Annotated in this window: 17 protein-coding genes; 8 read left to right on the top strand and 9 right to left on the bottom strand. The window is 65.2% G+C overall.

Annotated features, from left to right (window positions below):
* Nucleotides 1-332 precede the first annotated feature (332 nt).
* On the bottom strand, nucleotides 333-593 hold the full coding sequence (locus tag RUW20_RS04060; RefSeq protein WP_313950916.1) for a hypothetical protein: 261 nt from the start codon (nucleotides 591-593) through the stop codon (nucleotides 333-335).
* A gap of 161 nt (nucleotides 594-754) precedes the next feature.
* Here RUW20_RS04060 and RUW20_RS04055 point away from each other — a divergent pair, with 161 nt between their 5' ends.
* Both RUW20_RS04055 and RUW20_RS04050 read left to right on the top strand, forming a co-directional pair.
* The gene (locus RUW20_RS04055; RefSeq protein ID WP_313950915.1) at nucleotides 755-1,135 is read left to right on the top strand and encodes an antitoxin Xre/MbcA/ParS toxin-binding domain-containing protein; all 381 of its coding nucleotides are present in this window, start codon (nucleotides 755-757) and stop codon (nucleotides 1,133-1,135) included.
* A gap of 61 nt (nucleotides 1,136-1,196) precedes the next feature.
* On the top strand, nucleotides 1,197-1,820 hold the full coding sequence (locus tag RUW20_RS04050; protein ID WP_313950914.1) for an RES family NAD+ phosphorylase: 624 nt from the start codon (nucleotides 1,197-1,199) through the stop codon (nucleotides 1,818-1,820).
* A gap of 52 nt (nucleotides 1,821-1,872) precedes the next feature.
* On the opposite strand, the gene RUW20_RS04045 is transcribed toward RUW20_RS04050, so the two are convergent.
* From RUW20_RS04045 to RUW20_RS04020, 6 genes are all read right to left on the bottom strand, one after another.
* A complete protein-coding gene (locus RUW20_RS04045) occupies nucleotides 1,873-2,949 on the bottom strand; it encodes a lipocalin-like domain-containing protein (protein ID WP_313950913.1) in 1,077 nt (358 codons plus the stop codon).
* 12 nt (nucleotides 2,950-2,961) lie between these two features.
* On the bottom strand, nucleotides 2,962-5,484 hold the full coding sequence (locus RUW20_RS04040; protein WP_313950912.1) for an FtsX-like permease family protein: 2,523 nt from the start codon (nucleotides 5,482-5,484) through the stop codon (nucleotides 2,962-2,964).
* Nucleotides 5,481-6,143 (bottom strand): ABC transporter ATP-binding protein, encoded by a 663-nt coding sequence (locus RUW20_RS04035; RefSeq protein ID WP_313950911.1) that lies wholly within the window; start codon nucleotides 6,141-6,143, stop codon nucleotides 5,481-5,483. Before RUW20_RS04035 ends, RUW20_RS04040 begins: the two co-directional genes overlap by 4 nt.
* Before the next feature lie 33 nt (nucleotides 6,144-6,176).
* Nucleotides 6,177-7,388, bottom strand: a complete 1,212-nt coding sequence (locus RUW20_RS04030; protein WP_313950910.1) for a lytic murein transglycosylase — start codon at nucleotides 7,386-7,388, stop codon at nucleotides 6,177-6,179.
* Nucleotides 7,389-7,478: 90 nt separating this feature from the next.
* Entirely contained in the window at nucleotides 7,479-7,895 is a 417-nt protein-coding gene (locus RUW20_RS04025) for a hypothetical protein (protein WP_313950909.1), read from the bottom strand.
* A gap of 414 nt (nucleotides 7,896-8,309) precedes the next feature.
* On the bottom strand, nucleotides 8,310-9,041 hold the full coding sequence (locus tag RUW20_RS04020) for an FFLEELY motif protein (RefSeq protein WP_313950908.1): 732 nt from the start codon (nucleotides 9,039-9,041) through the stop codon (nucleotides 8,310-8,312).
* Nucleotides 9,042-9,151: 110 nt separating this feature from the next.
* Here RUW20_RS04020 and RUW20_RS04015 point away from each other — a divergent pair, with 110 nt between their 5' ends.
* Genes RUW20_RS04015 through RUW20_RS04000 form a run of 4 tightly spaced genes read left to right on the top strand, consistent with a single transcriptional unit; the run spans nucleotide 9,152 to nucleotide 13,655 of the window.
* Entirely contained in the window at nucleotides 9,152-10,570 is a 1,419-nt protein-coding gene (locus RUW20_RS04015; RefSeq protein ID WP_313950907.1) for a coniferyl aldehyde dehydrogenase, read from the top strand.
* The gene (locus RUW20_RS04010) at nucleotides 10,567-11,070 is read left to right on the top strand and encodes a hypothetical protein (protein WP_313950906.1); all 504 of its coding nucleotides are present in this window, start codon (nucleotides 10,567-10,569) and stop codon (nucleotides 11,068-11,070) included. The genes RUW20_RS04015 and RUW20_RS04010 overlap by 4 nt, the downstream gene beginning before the upstream one ends.
* Complete coding sequence (locus RUW20_RS04005; RefSeq protein ID WP_313950905.1) at nucleotides 11,070-12,677, top strand: GMC family oxidoreductase; 1,608 nt, start codon at nucleotides 11,070-11,072, stop codon at nucleotides 12,675-12,677. The genes RUW20_RS04010 and RUW20_RS04005 overlap by 1 nt, the downstream gene beginning before the upstream one ends.
* Before the next feature lie 18 nt (nucleotides 12,678-12,695).
* The gene (locus RUW20_RS04000) at nucleotides 12,696-13,655 is read left to right on the top strand and encodes an esterase/lipase family protein (RefSeq protein ID WP_313950904.1); all 960 of its coding nucleotides are present in this window, start codon (nucleotides 12,696-12,698) and stop codon (nucleotides 13,653-13,655) included.
* Here RUW20_RS04000 and RUW20_RS03995 read toward each other — a convergent pair.
* Nucleotides 13,652-14,230, bottom strand: coding sequence for a VTT domain-containing protein (locus RUW20_RS03995; RefSeq protein WP_313950903.1), 579 nt, complete (start codon nucleotides 14,228-14,230; stop codon nucleotides 13,652-13,654). The two genes, RUW20_RS04000 and RUW20_RS03995, sit on opposite strands and share 4 nt — an antisense overlap.
* Nucleotides 14,231-14,394: 164 nt before the next feature.
* Between RUW20_RS03995 and RUW20_RS03990 the strand changes: the two genes are divergently transcribed.
* Together RUW20_RS03990 and RUW20_RS03985 are read left to right on the top strand one after the other, a co-directional pair.
* Nucleotides 14,395-14,670, top strand: a complete 276-nt coding sequence (locus RUW20_RS03990) for a hypothetical protein (RefSeq protein ID WP_313950902.1) — start codon at nucleotides 14,395-14,397, stop codon at nucleotides 14,668-14,670.
* A gap of 25 nt (nucleotides 14,671-14,695) precedes the next feature.
* Nucleotides 14,696-16,093: a sodium:solute symporter family transporter gene (locus tag RUW20_RS03985; RefSeq protein ID WP_313950901.1), complete on the top strand. Its 1,398-nt coding sequence runs from the start codon at nucleotides 14,696-14,698 to the stop codon at nucleotides 16,091-16,093.
* A 97-nt stretch (nucleotides 16,094-16,190) separates the two neighbouring features.
* Here the strand turns inward: RUW20_RS03985 and RUW20_RS03980 are convergent.
* The coding region (locus RUW20_RS03980; protein WP_313950900.1) for a DUF2238 domain-containing protein at nucleotides 16,191-16,597 on the bottom strand (407 nt) is incomplete at its 5' end.

The following is a 16,597-nucleotide window of genomic DNA, read 5'->3' as shown; positions in this document are numbered from 1 at the left end:
TCCCGCTATGACCACAACTTCAACCTGTTTGGTTCCGGCTTCGCCGGCTTAGGCTTTTAAAATTGGTGATGCGTAGTTCCCTGGAAACAAACTCGCTATCCGAGCGTGTGAGTACTGCTGGAGGTAAGAGTGGCAAGCTGCAGATCATTCCGCGATTCTGTGGGGCCATGGGGGCCTGGCCAGATGACATCGTTACCACCTGCCTTGGCAGGGGCTGTGCCAAGGGTGGAGTCACGAATTGAGTTCACTGCCTATCGGCTTTGAACCAATCGAGGTCTCGGCCGCTGAACCCGCGTAGCGAATCAGCGGCCTTTGTTTTTTCCGGGCCGCTATCAAGGCGTCCCGCCTAGCAGACGAAGGCACGTCGCACGAGACCATACCGGCGATGTCCTGATCTTGCCAATGCTGTTGTCCGCCTGGTAGCAGGCGACAAAGTTGGCCTCCAGGGAACGATCGAGCTTCAGACTCATCGCCACCACAACGACAAAATTATCGTACAGCTCGACCGCGTGGTCGTTCTTGCGCGGATTCCGGGCATAGTCGATCAGTCGATCGAGCGGCCACTGTTCCAGCGTCAAGTCGGATGGAGCCAAGTTTTACCACTGAGAAATGGAAACGGCCCGGGCGGATGAGGTCACGGGCCGTGAGCGGCGCTGAAAGCAAAAACCCGCCAAGGGGGCGGGTCGATGGCGACGTTGATTGGCTTCCTACAGAAAACGCTATGGTCTATACTTTCTGTAGAAAGGAGATCGAGATGCCAGGAACAAGCGTTCAAGCAGCAAGCACCGCACAGCCCGCCGCAGTGCTCACCAAGGCGGTGACTCGTGCGGCTGATCACCTGGATATCCAGCGGTCGATACTTGCCAAGGTGCTGGGTGTCAGTGCGGCAACGGTCACCCGACTGTACGCCGGCGCGTATCAACTGGACCAAAAGCGCAAGGAATGGGAGTTGGCCCTGTTGTTCGTCCGCGCCTTCCGATCGCTGGACTCCATCGTCGGTGAGGAGGGGAGCGCTCGTAAATGGCTCGCCAGCAACAACCGGGCACTCAATGGTCGTCCCGTTGATCTCATCAGCACCACCGAAGGACTCGTTCGTGTCGTCCACTACCTGGACGCCTCTCGCGGTCTCGTCTGAGGCCCGGGACTGGCGCGGTTCGATCTGGCGCATCGTCGAAGCCCAGCACGTGGCTTCCACGATGAAGATCGTCGACAGCGCCGCCGAGCAGGAAGTCCTGGAGTCACTGCTCGAAGCTGGCAAGCCGGCATTGCCTGACGCTACGAGCGGGCTCGATTACCTGCTTGCAACGCCGTTGCGATATCCTCCTGCCGGCCGGGGCTCTCGCTTCCGATCCGTCTTCGACTCGGGCGTTTTCTACGCTGCGGCAACGGTCCGGACCGCTTGCGCCGAACTGGGATACTGGCGCTGGCGGTTTCTTCAGGATGCCGAAGGCCTCGACCGGATCGGACCCGTCGCGCACACAGCCTTCCGCGCGGAGGTGCACACGCCAGCCGTTGATCTCCGCGAGCAGCCCTTCAGCAGAGATGCCGCGTCGTGGACGCACCCCGACGACTACACTACGACGCAGTCGTTTGCTCGTGTAGCCAGGGATGCCGGTGTGGGTGCCATCGTTTATGGCTCCGTGCGCGATCCTCGGCCGAGCTGGTGCCTTGCCGTTCTGACACCCGTTGCGTTTGCCAGCAAGAGGCCGCATCCCGCCAGACAAAACTGGTGGCTCGCTGTGCATTCGGACGGAGTGATCTGGCGGCGCGACCATCAAGCGATCGCATTGGCGATGCCTTGCCCTGCGGCGAACAAGTAGCCGGTAGCGAGCGTAGCCGGCGGGTGTCGCGGGCCGCTTCGCTGCGTGCTTGCTACAACGGCAGCCGGCCGGCGTAGCCGGTCATTTCCAGGTAGCCGCGGCCGCTGAGGCTGCCCTCGACACGAACCAGGCCTTCCCAATAGACCACCGGTGCCGGCCGGCTGGTCGATAGCTCCTGGTCGTCGAGGATCGGCAGTGTTTTCAGGGTGTGTTCACCGAAGCGGATCTCCATCTGCACCGGGTAGCTGGCGCCGCTGCGCGGCGACGACCAGTGGCGCAGAGGCGTGAAGCTGACTTCGGCAGCACCGAACTGGCGCAAGTTGCCGCCGGCATCGCGCCAGGCGGCGTGCGCAAAAAGCGTTGCGCCCTGCGCGTCGCGCATGCGGAAAGCCATCAGCGCGCCACCGTCAGCGAGGTTGATGCCGACCCAGTCCCAGCCGACGGCAGCGCCACCGAGAATCGCCGTTGACCACTCGTGATCGAACCAGGCGCGGCCGCTGGCCGCCTGTCGCTTGCCGTCGAGTACCAGCGATCCCTCGACCAGCAACTGCGGCCAGCTGACGTAATAACTGGCCAGTTCCGGCCCATGTCCCTTGCGTGAAAAGCCGCCGTCGCCCTGCAACAGCAGCGGCTGCGACGGTGTCAGGGTGAAGTCGTACGAGAACTGCGGACTCTGCATTTGCAGCCTGAGTGCTTCGCCGGTACTCAGGTCGCTGCGGAACAGGCGCCAGGCGCCGATATGGACGTCGCAATCGAGTTCGGAATAGCCCGCGCCGAGATTGGCACGCGCAGCGCGTTCGGCGTGTCGCAGACGGTCGCCGGGGACGGTCAGCGCGGCGTGAGCGAAGAGAATTTGGCGCGCGGCGAGTGGCGAGCGCAGTTCCTCGGCGTGGCCCGGCCTGCTGCGGAAAAAAGTCAGTTGAAAGCCGATGTCGGCCTGCGGTGAATCCAGTGCGCCGGTGACGTACCACCACTCGGTGCGAAAGTCCGGGTGCGCGCCATGATCGCGAGGAAAAGCCAGCTTGACGCCCGGCGTGACCGGCGCGTAGGAAACCGCCGTGCTGGCCGGCGCCGCCAGCGCCAGTGTCGGCAGCAGCAGGGGGGTGGACAGGAAAGTGCGGCGGCGCATGGCTGGTGTGCGCTATTGGGCGCTGGCCAGAACCTGCGCCACCGGCAGGCGGGTCGCCTGGCGTGCGGCGTAGCGGCTGGCGAGCACCGCTGCCACAAAAGTGATCGCGGCGCCGGCAAGGACGGTCGGCCAGGGGATGTCCAGCGCCATGCGCCAGTGAAAAGCCTGGGGATTGACGACGTGGGTGAGGATGGCGCCGATGGCGACGCCGCAGGCAAGGCCGATCAGCAGACCGACGCTGGCGATCAATGCGCCTTCGAGCATCACCGCGCGGCTCAGCATGCGGCGGTCGAAGCCCAGGGCGCCGAGCGTCGCCAACTCGCGTGCGCGCAGCCAGACGCTGGCCGCCAGCGTCACCGCCAGGCCGAACAGGCCAATCAGCATCGCTGCCGCTTCGAGCGCGTAGGTGACGGCGAAGCTCTTGTCGAAGATCGACAGGCTCAACTGCCGAATCTCGGCGCTGTCGGCCAGTTCAAGGCCGTACTGGTCGGCCCATGGGGCCAGCCAGCTAGCCGCGACCGCCTCCTGGCCAGCGAGCGGCCACAGGGCCAGATCGGTCGGCTGGAAGTCACCCCCGAGTTGCAGGTAATCGTCGCGGCTGATGGCCACGGCGCCGAACTGCCGGCCGTAGTCGCGCCAGACGCCGCCGACGAAGACCGTCACCTGGCGGCCGAGCAAGGGCAGGCGCAGCGTCTGGCCCGGCGCCAGACGGTAGATTTCAGCCATCGGTTCGCTGATCCAGACCGGAGGCACGCCGACGGGTGGCGCGAGCAGCGGCCCGGTGAAAGGCAAGCGTGCCGCGACGCTGGCGGAGTCGAATTCGCGTACCAGCAGCGCCACCTTGGGCCGCTGCGGGTCGATGGTCAGTGAGGCATTGGCCATCCGCTCGACTCTGGCGAACGGGGCGTCGGGTTGCACCAGCGCGTCGAGCAAGTCTTGCGCTAGCGGCGTCGCCTTGCTGCGCAGGTAGAGCGGCGCCGGCAGCACGTGATCGAGCCAGTGATCCACGGCGACGCGAAAGCTGGAGACCATGATCACCATGCTGGCGGTCAGCGCGAAGCTGACGATCAGCCCGCTGGCGGCCACCTGTGCCATCAACGGCGCCTGGGCGACGTTCTGCAGCGCGATGCGTTGCGGCGCCGGCAGCGGACGCGCACTGAGCCAGCCGAAAAGCCGTTGCGTCAATAGCGGTGCGCTGGCGATACCGATCACCAGCACGACCGCTATCGCCGCATAGCCGGCCAGCGGCAGCTCGAGCACCGGTGGCAGTTGAGTCAGCCCGATCGCCACCAGAACCAGCAGTACCGGCAACAGCGGCAACCGGGTGCGCGCCGCACTTTGGTCAACCGGGCGTTGCGCAAAACCGGTTTTCAGTGCCTGCGCCAGCGGTTGTGTGCGGTTCAGGTACGCCGGGTAGATCGCACCGGCGAGGCTGGCGAGGCAGCCGAGCACCAGAAAGAGCAGCGTCGGCAGTAGGGCGGGAACGATCAGCGGCGCGCTGCTCGCGAAGTAGCCACCGCCGAGGTCGCCGCCGAGCAGCCGGGTGAAGGCGACGGCCAGCGCGTAGCCGAGGGCGACCCCAAGCAGCGAGCCCGGCACGCCGATCGCCAGGCCCTCGAGCAAGACCTGCAGCAGGCGCATGCGTGGCGACAGGCCGAGGACGCCGAGCAGGGCGAACTGCGTCGAGCGCTGGGCGACGGCGGTCAGTTGCGTGGCGAAGACCAGGAAGGCGCCGGTGAGCAGGGCGACCAGTGCCAGGACATTGAGGTTGACGCGGTAGGCGCGCGAGAGGTTGGAGACGCGCGCGCTGTCGTCGTCGCTGGCGCGGATCTGCAGCCCCGCCGGCAGTCGCTGCGCCAGAGCGTTGCGCCAGCTCGCCAGGTCGGTATCCGGCGCCAGGCGTACGCGGCCTTCGCTGACCGCGTCGGCCGGGCCGAAGTGTTCCTGCACCCAGGCGATGTCGGCGACCAGCAGCAGATCGTCCGGGCGCGCTGCCGGCAGGTCGCCGGCAATCGTCGTCCGCCACTGACGGTCGCCGTGTACCAGGGTCAGGGGCGAGCCGGCTTGTAGCCCGAATTTGGTGAGCAGCGCCGACGAGGCGTAGACGCCGCCGGCGAAGATATTCTTCACCGTCGCCCGCTCGTCGTGCCGCGGCAACAAGTCGGGCATGACCGCCGCGGCGCTGAACACGTCGAGCCCGATCAGATTGACCGGCGTGCGGGCATGGTCGATGCGCACCCGGGTTTCGATCACCGCGGCGACGAGCAGCACGGCCGGGTCACGCGCGAGCTCGTTGAGGGTCGCCAGCGGCACGCTGCCGGCGCTGTCGCGCGCCGCGATCACCGCGTCGGGATCGCCCTGGACCGTTTGCATCGCCCGCGAGAAATCGGCCAGCGCGGCGGCGTTGATCAGATGGATCGCATAGCCGAGCGAGACGCCGAGGGCGATCGCCAGCATCGACAGCAGGGTGGCGGCGCGGCGCGCCCTGAACTGGGCATGGATCAGCCACCAGGCGAGCGTTGCCAGGCTGCTCATCCCAGTCCGTCCGGGGTCAGCGTCAGAATGCGGTCACAGCACTGCGCGACGTGCTGTGAATGGGTGACGACCAGCGCGCTGGTGTGCTGCTCACGGACCCTTTCGAGCAGCAGCGACAGGATTTCATCGGCGGTGCGTGGGTCGAGATTGCCGGTTGGCTCGTCGGCGAGAACCAGTGCCGGGCGGTGCACCAGCGCGCGGGCGATCGCTACCCGCTGCAGTTCGCCGCCGGAAAGCGAAGCCGGCCAGCGGGGTCCGAAGTCCGCCAGGCCGACTCGCTCGAGCAGCGCCTGCGTGCGTGCCGCGTGTTCTCCTGCGGGCACCCCGCAGAGCAACAACGGCACACCGATGTTCTGAGCCACGGTCAATGTCGGCAAGACATGAAAGGCCTGAAAGACGAAGCCGATGCTGTGTGCCCGCAGCGCTGCACGAGCCGTTTCGTCGAGGCGGACGATGTCGCTCGCCTCGGGGCCGATGGCTATCGAGCCGCTGTCAGCGGTTTCGAGCCCGGCAATGCAGTTGAGCAGGGTGCTCTTGCCGACCCCCGACTCGCCGACCAGGGCGACGATCTCTCCAGCAGCGACGGTAAAGCCCAGGGCGCTGAACAACGGTCGGCTGGCCCTGGTGTAGCGTTTGGCGAGGTCGGCAACGTGCAGCATCTGTCAGCAGCCGGCGCCCGGATGCGCTGAGCGCTACCTGGCGGCCGAGTCGGCGCGCAAGCGGGTCAGCAGTTTCTGCCCGGGGCGGCCGTCGGCGGTCATGCCGAGGCGCTGCTGTTCGACCTTGATCGCCTCGCGCGACTTGGCGCCGATCATCCCGTCGACTTCGCCGATATCGTGCTCCCTGGCGACCAATAGGGTCTGCAACTCGCGGCGCTCAAGTCGCGACAGGCCCGGGTCGTCGGTCGGCCACGGCGTGGCGAAGGGCTTGCCTCCCTTCAGTCGATCGGCGAGGTGGGCGATCGCCAGGGCATAGCTTTCGGCGGCGTTGTAGCCGTAGATTACGTCGAAGTTGCGGAATACCAGGAAAGCCGGGCCCTGCGGACCGGCCGGCAGAAGCAGTCCGGCAGCGGTGTCGGCAGTGTCGATCGGCTGGCCGTCAGCCCGGCGCACGCCGCGCGTCGTCCAGTACGATAGCGGGCGCTTGTCGCGGCGGCCGGAAACGCTGCTGTCGAAGCCGGCCGGCAGGACGACTTCGTAACCCCAGGGCTGTCCGTCGCGCCAACCGCCCTTGTGCAGGAAGTTGGCGGTCGAGGCGAGCGCGTCGGGGACACTGCCCATCAGGTCGCGCTTGCCATCGCCATTGCCATCGACCGCCAGTTGCAGGAAGGTCGACGGCATGAATTGGGTATGGCCAAAGGCGCCTGCCCACGAGCCGACCAATTGGTCCGGTTCGATGTCGCCAGAGTCGAGAATCTTCAGCGCGCTCAGGAACTCGCCGCTGAAATAGGACTGCCGGCGGCCGAAGCAGGACAGGGTGCCGAGTGAAGTGAGCAGCGGTCGCTTGCCGAAGTTGCGTCCATAGTTGCTCTCGACACCCCAGACGGCAATGATCGTCGCCGGGTCGACCTGATAGCGCTCGCTGGCCGTGGCCAGCGTGTCGGCCCATTTGGCGCGCATCTCGATGCCGTCGGCCACCCGCTCGTCGTCGACCAGTCCGGCCAGGTAGTCCCAGATCGGTGAGCGGAACTCTGGTTGATAGTCGAGGAACTCGAGCACGCTCATATCCGGTACCAAGCCGCTGGTCAGGCGATCGAAGGATGCTGTCGAGATTCCTTTTTTCGACGAGGCGACCGAGCGCAGCGTTTTCATGCACGACGCGAAGCGTTCGTTTGGCACCACTTCCTGGGCGGTGACGGCGCTGCTTAACAGCGCCAGGGAAAAGGCGAGGTTGGTGAGTTTCATGGCTGGCGGCTCATTAATGAGGGCGTGAAGGAGGCTTGCCACGGTGCCGCGGCAGGCCGAGACGGCAGCTGATTTCGCCGCGATGAAAGTTCAGGAATCACCCCGGGCTGGCGGGTGACCAGCGGCGTTACGTGGGTCGTTGCCGGATCGCTGGCCGGGCTCGTCCGGCGCCGTGCTCGCCTGGTATTCCGCGTCGCTGATCACTTCGCCCTCGATCACGCGCCCTCCCGCTGCCGGCGCTGCATGGCCTTGCCGGGCCGCCTGCTCCTGCATCCGCTGGTGCAGGTCGCGAAGGTCTCGCGGCAGGTTGCGCGTTTTCCACTTGAGGTAGGCGAAGATCAGCACGCCGACGACCAGCACCACGCCGAGTGCCAGCAGTGAGAACATGAAGGCGATGACCAGCACCACCACGCCCGCGGCAATGGTCAGCAATTTGCTGAACACACCCGCAGCGGGCGCGTGCAGGCGCGCTTGGTGTGAGCCGAACTGTTCGTCATCGATTTTCATGGGAGTCCTTCTGGTCGCGTTCCGGAAAAAGCGAGCTCGCTGCACATTGTAAGCTGTCGGCTCCCTTGGGGCCAAGGTGGGCGAGGTTGGCACGGGTTACGGCTGACGAAGGGGCTCCCGCGCAGATCGCCAGGCGAAAAAAAGCCCGCCAAGGGGGGGCTGGGCGGGCCGGTACTACTGTCGCCGCGACGTTCCCACGAGGGGAGGGGGAGGAGGAACGCCGCAGCGACAGGACGAATGCTATCGAGGAAAGCGCTCAAGGTATGTATGGGCTCTGTTTCACTCTGTGACAACGTGTAAGAAGTGGCGTTTTTATCTCCTACAATGGATGAAGAAAAGCTTTTAACTATATGAATATAAATAAACATTATTGAACGTCTTTATCGCCAGGCAACGCCGGTTCGGGGTCGTGCCCTAGAGCTGGAAAGGATCCGTGACACCGGCAAACAGCCGCGTCAACAGCTTCTGCTCGCGGCTGTCGATGGTGGCAAGGAATTCGGTCGCCGAACCCATACTTCGAAAGGCGGTGAAGCCGCGTTCCAGGAACTCGTGCAGGTCGCCCAGTCCGGCCAGGTGGGCAGGGCGATGCATCAGCCTGAGGAGGCCGTTCAGCAATGGTTTGCTGGCCAGCTTGTCGAGGGCCTGTCCGGTCTCGTTGATCAGCATGATCTGGCGCTGGCGTTCGGCCTGGAAACCGACCGCCCGGTAGGCCTCGGCATAGTTGGTTTCGGCTATCTGTTCGATGGACCCGTCACGGCAGAGCTCGGCGACCAGCGCCGAATCGAGTTGCTCGGTCAGGGCATCGAGTTCGACGGCCAAGGCGACCGTGCGTAGCGCCGACGCGGGCAGCATTTTGTTCAGCAGGGGCAGAATGCGCTCCACTTCCTGGTCGCGGCTACTGAAGTCCTTGGGGCCGTAGAGGTCGGAGATGAAAAAGCGCGCGGCGGGGCCGAAGCGTGGGCTGGCCAGCAGGTCGGCATGGCTGCGGGCCAGACGCGCCGCCTGCCATTCGCGCAGGCGCAGCCGATGATGCGCCGCTGTCGGGTCGAAATTGGCCTGTTGGCGCAGGCGTTTGGCGGTCTGCAGGTGGCGGCGCAGCGCCTCGGCGCTCTGCTGTTTGTCGACGGAGGTGGTCGAATCGTCCATGGCGACAGATTATGAACTGCCGGGCGGAGGCTGTTTAGAGGCCTTCGCCTAACGAGAAATGAAGGCGCAGCATACACTTGCTCCGGAAGAAGCCCACCAAGGAGGAAGCGATGCCTCATTCTGATTCACTGGCTGCTTGCTTTGCCCGCCTGCAGAACGCCGCGCGCAGTGACCCGAATCCGGACTGGGTGGTGCGCGACCGTCGCTTGCTCGCTCTTGAGCGGCTGCTGCTCGATAACGCCCAGTCGCTTGCCGCTGCGGTACGCGAAGATTTCGGTCATCGCTCAGCCGCCGAGACGCGGCTGCTTGAGCTGTTCCCCAGCCATCAGGCGATTCGCCATGCACGCCGGCACCTGCGGCGATGGATGCGCCCGCAGGCACGATCGGTTTCCTGGTGGTTCCAGCCGGGCAGGGCAGAAGTGCGTTACCAGCCGCTTGGCGCCGTCGGCATCATGGTCCCGTGGAACTACCCGATCTTTCTCGCTGCCGCGCCGCTGGCTGCGGCGCTGGCAGCGGGCAATCGGGTGATGGTCAAGATGTCCGACATGGCGCCCAACACCGCCTTGTTGTTTGCCGATCTGGTGGCCAAAAACTTCGCCGACGACGAGTTGTCGGTGGTCGAAGGCGACGCCAGTGTGGCGCAGGAGTTCTCCAGGCTGCCTTTCGATCACCTGTTGTTTACCGGTTCGACGGCGGTCGGCCATCACGTCATGCGCGCCGCGGCCGACAACCTGACGCCGGTAACGCTTGAGCTCGGCGGCAAATCACCCGCGATCATCGGCCCCGGGCTGGAGTCCACCAGCCACTTTGCGCACGCGGTCGAGCGTATCGTCATCGGCAAGTGCATGAATGCCGGGCAAACCTGCATCGCGCCCGATTACGTGCTGCTGCCCGCTGGCCAGGAAGAGGCCTTCATCGATCGCGCCCGCAGCGTGGTCGCCGCCTGCTATCCCGACATTGCCCATACGGCGGATTACTCGACGATCATCGATCAACGCCACTACGCTCGCCTCTGTGCGCATGTCGAGCAAGCCAGGGCGAGCGGCGCCAGGATCGTCGAGCTGGCGCCGGGCGCCGTCGCCGACCCGGCAACGCGGCGGCTGCCGCCGCTGGTACTGCTCGGGGTCGGTGACGACCAGCGGGTGATGCAGGAGGAGATTTTTGGCCCCTTGCTGCCGATCCGGCCGTACCGGAATCTCGACGAGGCGATCGCCTTCGTCAACCGCCGGCCACGGCCGCTGGCGCTGTACTACTTCGACCGCGATCAGACGCAAATCGACCGCGTGCTCAACGAAACGGTTTCCGGTGGCGTGACGATCAACGACACCATCCTGCACATTGCCCAGGACGATCTGCCGTTCGGCGGCGTCGGCCCGAGCGGCATGGGCTGCTATCACGGTTGCGACGGCTTCCAGACCTTCTCGGCAAGAAAAGGGGTCTTCCGGCAGTCACGCTGGTCCGGCATCGCTCTGTTCAAGCCGCCTTACGGCACCCTGTTCGATCGCTTGACCAGGTTCCTGATGCGATGATCTTCGGGCGGCGGCAATTCATCCAGACGGGACTGGCTGGCAGCCTGTTGCTATCTTGCTCGGGGTGGCTCAACGCTGCCGGACAACGGCGTCTGAGCGATGGCGAAAGGGAAATGCTCGGCGCGGTGGTCAACGCCATGCTCGAGGGGGTGCTGCCACAGCCAAGCGTCCAACGGCGTCAGCTGGTGGCGCTGACCGTCGATGGCGTGGCGACGGCTGTCGCGGGCCTATCGGTTGCCAGTCAGAAGGAGATCGGCGAGCTGTTCGGGCTGCTGGTGATCGCACCGGGGCGCATGCTCATTGCCGGTGTCGGCAAGCCATGGCGCGAGGCCAGCGTCGCCGATGTTGGCGAGTTCCTGCAGTCATGGCGGGTGAGCCGCCTCAGCCTGCTGCAGGGAGCCTATGGCGCGCTGCACGATCTGACCTTTGGCGCCTGGTACGGGCGCCCCGATAGCTGGGAGGCGATTGCCTATCCCGGGCCGCCGAGAGGCTACTTCTGATGGACGATCCGATCAAGGCCGGGCTCGCCGCGGGCTGGAAGCACATCGACGGGTCGACGCTCGCCAGCAGCCAGACCATCGAAACCGACGTCCTCATCGTCGGTACCGGTGCCGGTGGCGGGGTGACTGCCGACCTTCTCAGTGGCGCCGGTTTGCGCGTCGTGCTCATCGAAGAGGGGCCGTTGCGCTCATCGAGCGACTTCAAGATGCGCGAGAGCGACGCCTACCCGGAGCTGTATCAGGAATCGGCGGCGCGCAAGACCGCCGACAAGGCGATCAATATCCTGCAGGGGCGTTGCGTCGGCGGCTCGACAACGGTTAACTGGACCAGCAGCTTCCGCACCCCGCCGGCGGTTTTCGACTTTTGGCAAAGTCGCTTCGGCTTGCGGCAACTGAGCGCCGCCTCCATGAGTTCCTGGTTTGCGGTAATGGAGCACAAGCTGTGGGTGCGCCCCTGGGACACTCCGCCGAACGCCAACAACCGGGTCCTCGCCGCCGGTGCGGAAAAGTTGGGCTTCGAGGTCGGCAGCATCAAGCGCAACGTCAAGGGCTGCTGGAATCTTGGCTACTGCGGTATGGGCTGCCCGACCAACGCCAAACAGTCGATGCTGGTGACCACCATTCCGGCAGCGCTAGATCGTGGTGCGACGCTGTACACGCGGCTGCGCGCCGAGCGTTTGCGGGTCGATGGCAACCGGGTTTCTGCCCTCGACTGCGTTGCCTTGCAGTCCGACGGTATTCATCCCTCGGGTCGGCGCTTGCACTTTCGTGCCCGCCACTTCGTCATTGCCGGCGGCGCCATCGGCAGCCCGGCGCTGCTGATGCGCAGCAGCGTTCCCGACCCCTACCGCCTACTCGGCAAACGCACTTTCCTGCACCCGGTGGTGATTTCGTCGGCGCTGATGGACGATCGGGTCGACGCCTACGCCGGCGCACCGCAGTCGATCTACTCGGATCATTTTCTGCAGCAGGCGCCGATCGATGGTCCGCTCGGCTTCAAGCTCGAAACACCACCACTGCATCCGGTGCTCTACGCCACCACGCTGCAGGGCTACGGTGAGGCCCACGCTCGACTGATGCGTGAATTCACGCGGGTCAACGTAATTCTGGCGCTGCTGCGCGATGGCTTCAATCCGGAAAGTCGCGGTGGTCAGGTGCGTCTGGGCAGCGGTGGCCTGCCGGTCCTCGACTACCCGCTCGGCGACGTGATCTGGGAGGCTGCTCGCCGGGCGCTGCTGGCGATGGCCGAAATCCAGTTTGCTGCCGGTGCGCGCTGGGTCACCCCGGTGCATGAAATGGCGCCGGGCTATGCGAGCTGGGGCGAGGCGAAGAAAGGGATCGCCGAGCTGCCACTCAAGCCGCTGCTGTGCCGGGTCGTCAGCGCGCACGTGATGGGCGGTTGCGGGATGGCCGATGCGCCGCATCGTGGCGTCGTCGATCACCGCGGACGGCATTTTTGGCTTGATAATCTGTCTGTGCATGATGGTTCGGTTTTCCCGACCAGCCTGGGCGCCAATCCGCAGCTTTCGATCTACGGCCTGGTCGCCCGCAATGCCAGCCTGCTGGCTGCCGAGCTCACCGGCAAGCCAGTTCCTGCCATTCCCTGACCGGGAGTACCGCTAGCCATGTTGTCACGAGCTCTACGCCTGTCGCTGGCGCTGGAAGTCACCTTCTACCTCGCGCTGGCGATCTTCTGCTTCGATGCCTCGCTGGTCGGCGCATTGCTGATCACGCTGCTGGCCATGCTCTCCTTTCGTGCGCTGCTGATGGTCTTCACCTACGTTTTTTCCTGGGCCTGTCGTTCTTCCTGGCCACCTCTGTCGCCGGGGAAGGCCCTGCTGATGGTACTTGGCGAGTACGCCGCCTTTGTCCTCTATTTTGTCGTCATCTTTCCGTTCGAACGCTGGTGGATGGGCGAAGATCGACTGTCGTCGGTGGTCGGGCAGGGCGCTGCACCGAGCGGCGAGGAGCCGCGCGTGCGCCCGCCGGTGCTGCTCATTCACGGTTACGGTTGTTCACGTGCGGCCTGGTGGTGGCTGCGTCCGCGCCTGGAAATGGCGGGTTGGCCGGTGGCCACCATCAGCCTCGAACCGCTCTACACCAGCATCGACAACTACGTCGATCCGCTGGCTCGCCGTATCGACGCGCTGCTCGCCGAGAGCGCTGCCGAACGGGTGATTGTGGTCGGCCATAGCATGGGCGGGCTGGTGGCACGCGCCTACCTGCAGCGTTACGGCGACTCGCGGGTGGCCCGGCTGATCACCCTCGGCACGCCGCATCGGGGCAGTCAGTTGGCACTCCTCGGTTTCGGCGAGAACGCTCGCCAGATGCGGCCGGACAGTGCCTGGCTGCAAGCCCTGGCAGCACCGGCGCCGGCGCTCGAAGCGCTCGCCATTTATAGTCCGCACGACAATTTCGTGATGCCGCCGTTTCGCCTCGAAATGCCGGGCGGTGCAAACCAGGCGATTGGCGGCATCGGCCACCTGGCGATGCTCTGTTCCCCCCGCGTTGCCGAGGCCTTGCTCGCCGCCCTGGAGCGGAACGCGGTGGAGCCCGCGCGGCGCGGCGATGTTGGTGGCAGCTAGGCCAAATGTAGCAGCCCGGCGATGAAGTCGAAGAACAGGCAATAGAGGGCGATCGGCAGCGGCAGGCCGAGCAGGGTAGCGATCATGTACTGGCGGAAGCCGACGCCCGACATCGCCAGCGCATAGTTGAGCGCCGGCACCGTCTGGAAAAGCATGCGCAGGACGACGATGCTGCGGATCGGGCGTGCATCGAGCTGTGCCAGTAGGCGTATCGCGATCCGGCTCTTCAACTGCCGCAGCGCATCGCCACCGACCAGGCGGATGCTCAGGAAGGTCAGCGCACACGACACGCTTGCGGCGAAGTAGGTGACCACCCCGCCCGAGACCCGGCCGAGTGCCAGCACGGCGGCGGCGAGGAAAATCCAGCCCGGAATCTGAATCAGGTTGCCCAGCGAGAACAGCAGAACAAAGATCAGCAGCCCGCTGAGCTTGTTCTCCAGGAAGCTGTCGTGCAGGTACGCCAGGCTGAAATGATCGCGCAGTCCCGATAGCTCGAAGGTCGCAAACAGGACGCCGAGAAACAGCGCCACGGCGAGCAGTCTGGCGTACGGCAGTGTGGTGACATGCCTCAGCATGCGGCAGAGAGGGGCGTGGTTTTCATCGGCAGGCCAGGGGCCGGGCTCATCGACGTCGGCGCTGAGCGAAAAAAACGCTGTCGTTCAGGTGTAAGCGATTGCCGGGTGTTGACGACCATATCAGCGTCATCTCCAGAAAACATCAGGTATACGGGAATCCATCGATGCACGCCACGTTTTCTCCACTCGCGCACGTCGACCTCCCGCAAATCGGCCAGCGTGCCGTCAGCGCTCCGTGGCAAGCGCTCCGCTTCATTGGCCAGCACTGTGGCCAGCACCGCCATCGTACCGTGGCGATCAGCGATGGCGGGGAAATGATGCCGGTGATGATGGGCGCTGCGACGCCATTTCCTGCTGCCGGTGTGGACCGCCCGCATGCGGAGCGGGTTGCCCGTGCAAGACTGGACGAAGCCGTCGCCGCGGAGATCGGCACCCGATGAATACCGACAAGACGAGAGAAGCGAGATGAACGAACTGCACGGGCTGTTTTTCTGGGGCTTCCTGCTGGCCTTCGGTGGCGTGATGTACCTGATCTCGCCACGCACCAGCGATGAAGGCGGTTTCTTCCGCGGACACGACGAGCAGGGCCGACCACCTTCCGAGTGGGCGCTGATGATGAGTGTCTTCATCAGCTGGATCTTCGCCAAATCGGTGACCAATGCCGCCAACCTGGGTGCCGCCTACGGCATCGTTGGCGGCCTGGCCTACGCCACCTACTGGCTGTCGATCCCGGTCGCTGGCCTGGTCATCTACCGCTTGCGTACCCGCGAAGGGGCGACCGGAATGGTCCCCTTCCTGATCGGGAAATACGGACGCGGCGCTGCCCTCGCGTTTTCGGTGGCCATTCTCGTGCGCCTGTTCAACGAGGTCTGGAGCAATACCGCCGTTGTCGGCGGCTATTACGGTGCGTCGGGGTCGGCGGCTTTCATCGGCGCTGCCCTGCTGTTCACCGCCGTCGTGCTGTTCTACAGTCTCAAAGGGGGCCTGCGCAGTTCGATCTTCACCGATGTCGTTCAGGCGGTCGTCTTCCTGCTTTTCCTGGCCGTCGTCGTCAGCCTGGTGCTGCCGGCGCATACGCCGGCGCAACTGCTGGGCGAGGGTACATTCACCCTCGGCGGCGGTGTCGATCTGTTGCTGGTGGCCTTGCTGCAGGCCTTCTCCTACCCCTTTCACGACCCGGTGCTCACCGATCGCGGCTTCATCTCGCGCGAGAAGAGCATGCTCCGCGCGTTCATCGTTGCCGGCATTCTGGGCTTTCTGGCAATCCTCGCTTTCAGCCTGGTCGGCGTGCATGCGCGTCTCGAAGGCATCACCGCGGGCAGCAACATCCCCGCCGAAGTCGCCCGCGGAATGGGCTTCGCCGGCTTCTTCGCGATGATCGCGGTGATGATCTCGTCCGCCGCGTCGACCCTCGACTCAACCTTCTCGTCGCTTTCGAAGTCCGTCGCGCAGGAGTTGCCGCTGCTCGCCGGCCGCGCGCCCTTGCCGCGCGCGGTGCGTATCGGCGCACTGACCATGATCGTATTCGCCTTGCTCGGCAACCTGCCGATGCTGGCCGGAACCGACATTCTCAAGGCGACGACGATCAGCGGCACGATGGTCATCGGCCTGGCGCCGATCTTCCTCTTCTCGCGCCTGGTCGGCTATTCGCCGCTGTCGTTCCACCTCGCTTTCTGGACCGGGATGTTGCTCGGCGTCCTGCAGGCGATCAGCCTGATACCGGCGAGTTGGGCGATCGGCGACGGCAAGTATTCCATCCTGCTCGGCACCAATCTCTACGGCCTGCTGCTCTGCTCGGCAGGCTTCTTCCTGCCCCTGCTGCTGCCACGCTATCGCCTGCGTAGCTGCGCGAACGCGGCGTGAAGCTGGGACCAGGGGCGCCGCTTCGGACAGAGCTGCAGCCTGGCGCGAGCTTGCGCCGCCCGACATGAGCTGCCGAGGAGGCGGTTGACGCCCTCGCCTAGGCCGGACTGCGACCGAGCTGCAGGCGCTCGATCTGGCGATCATGGAAGCGCGACAGCAGCAACAATGCCGTGATCGCACCGAGCAGGGCGCAGAGCATGTCGGACTGCGTGTCCCACACGTCGCCCTGCGTGCCCAGGAACTCGTCTGCGCCCTGGCCGATGGCCAGCGCCACACCCCATTCGACGAGCTCGTAGCTGGCGCTGACTGCCAGAACGATGCAGGTCACGACGAATGCCAGCATCTTCGGCCCACGGACATGCTTGCCGCGGATGAGGATCTCGCGGGCGACCAGCGCCGGGACAAAGCCCTGAAAGAAATGACCGATCTTGTCGTACGGGTTTCGCTGTAGGTCGAGAAGCTCGGCGATCTGGAAACCGAGCGGCACCCGGGCATAGGTATAGG

Origin of the sequence: Accumulibacter sp. (assembly GCF_032229525.1) — a bacterium.
GTDB lineage: Bacteria > Pseudomonadota > Gammaproteobacteria > Burkholderiales > Rhodocyclaceae > Accumulibacter.
This window is presented reverse-complemented; position numbering and strand designations above follow the sequence as displayed.

Coding starts and splice junctions, on each gene's coding strand:
- RUW20_RS04055 (WP_313950915.1), top strand. CDS start 755: ATGCCAGGAACAAGCGTTCAAGCAGCAAGCACCGCACAGCCCGCCGCA.
- RUW20_RS04050 (WP_313950914.1), top strand. CDS start 1,197: ATGAAGATCGTCGACAGCGCCGCCGAGCAGGAAGTCCTGGAGTCACTG.
- RUW20_RS04045 (WP_313950913.1), bottom strand. CDS start 2,949: ATGCGCCGCCGCACTTTCCTGTCCACCCCCCTGCTGCTGCCGACACTG.
- RUW20_RS04040 (WP_313950912.1), bottom strand. CDS start 5,484: ATGAGCAGCCTGGCAACGCTCGCCTGGTGGCTGATCCATGCCCAGTTC.
- RUW20_RS04035 (WP_313950911.1), bottom strand. CDS start 6,143: ATGCTGCACGTTGCCGACCTCGCCAAACGCTACACCAGGGCCAGCCGA.
- RUW20_RS04030 (WP_313950910.1), bottom strand. CDS start 7,388: ATGAAACTCACCAACCTCGCCTTTTCCCTGGCGCTGTTAAGCAGCGCC.
- RUW20_RS04025 (WP_313950909.1), bottom strand. CDS start 7,895: ATGAAAATCGATGACGAACAGTTCGGCTCACACCAAGCGCGCCTGCAC.
- RUW20_RS04020 (WP_313950908.1), bottom strand. CDS start 9,041: ATGGACGATTCGACCACCTCCGTCGACAAACAGCAGAGCGCCGAGGCG.
- RUW20_RS04015 (WP_313950907.1), top strand. CDS start 9,152: ATGCCTCATTCTGATTCACTGGCTGCTTGCTTTGCCCGCCTGCAGAAC.
- RUW20_RS04010 (WP_313950906.1), top strand. CDS start 10,567: ATGATCTTCGGGCGGCGGCAATTCATCCAGACGGGACTGGCTGGCAGC.
- RUW20_RS04005 (WP_313950905.1), top strand. CDS start 11,070: ATGGACGATCCGATCAAGGCCGGGCTCGCCGCGGGCTGGAAGCACATC.
- RUW20_RS04000 (WP_313950904.1), top strand. CDS start 12,696: ATGTTGTCACGAGCTCTACGCCTGTCGCTGGCGCTGGAAGTCACCTTC.
- RUW20_RS03995 (WP_313950903.1), bottom strand. CDS start 14,230: ATGCTGAGGCATGTCACCACACTGCCGTACGCCAGACTGCTCGCCGTG.
- RUW20_RS03990 (WP_313950902.1), top strand. CDS start 14,395: ATGCACGCCACGTTTTCTCCACTCGCGCACGTCGACCTCCCGCAAATC.
- RUW20_RS03985 (WP_313950901.1), top strand. CDS start 14,696: ATGAACGAACTGCACGGGCTGTTTTTCTGGGGCTTCCTGCTGGCCTTC.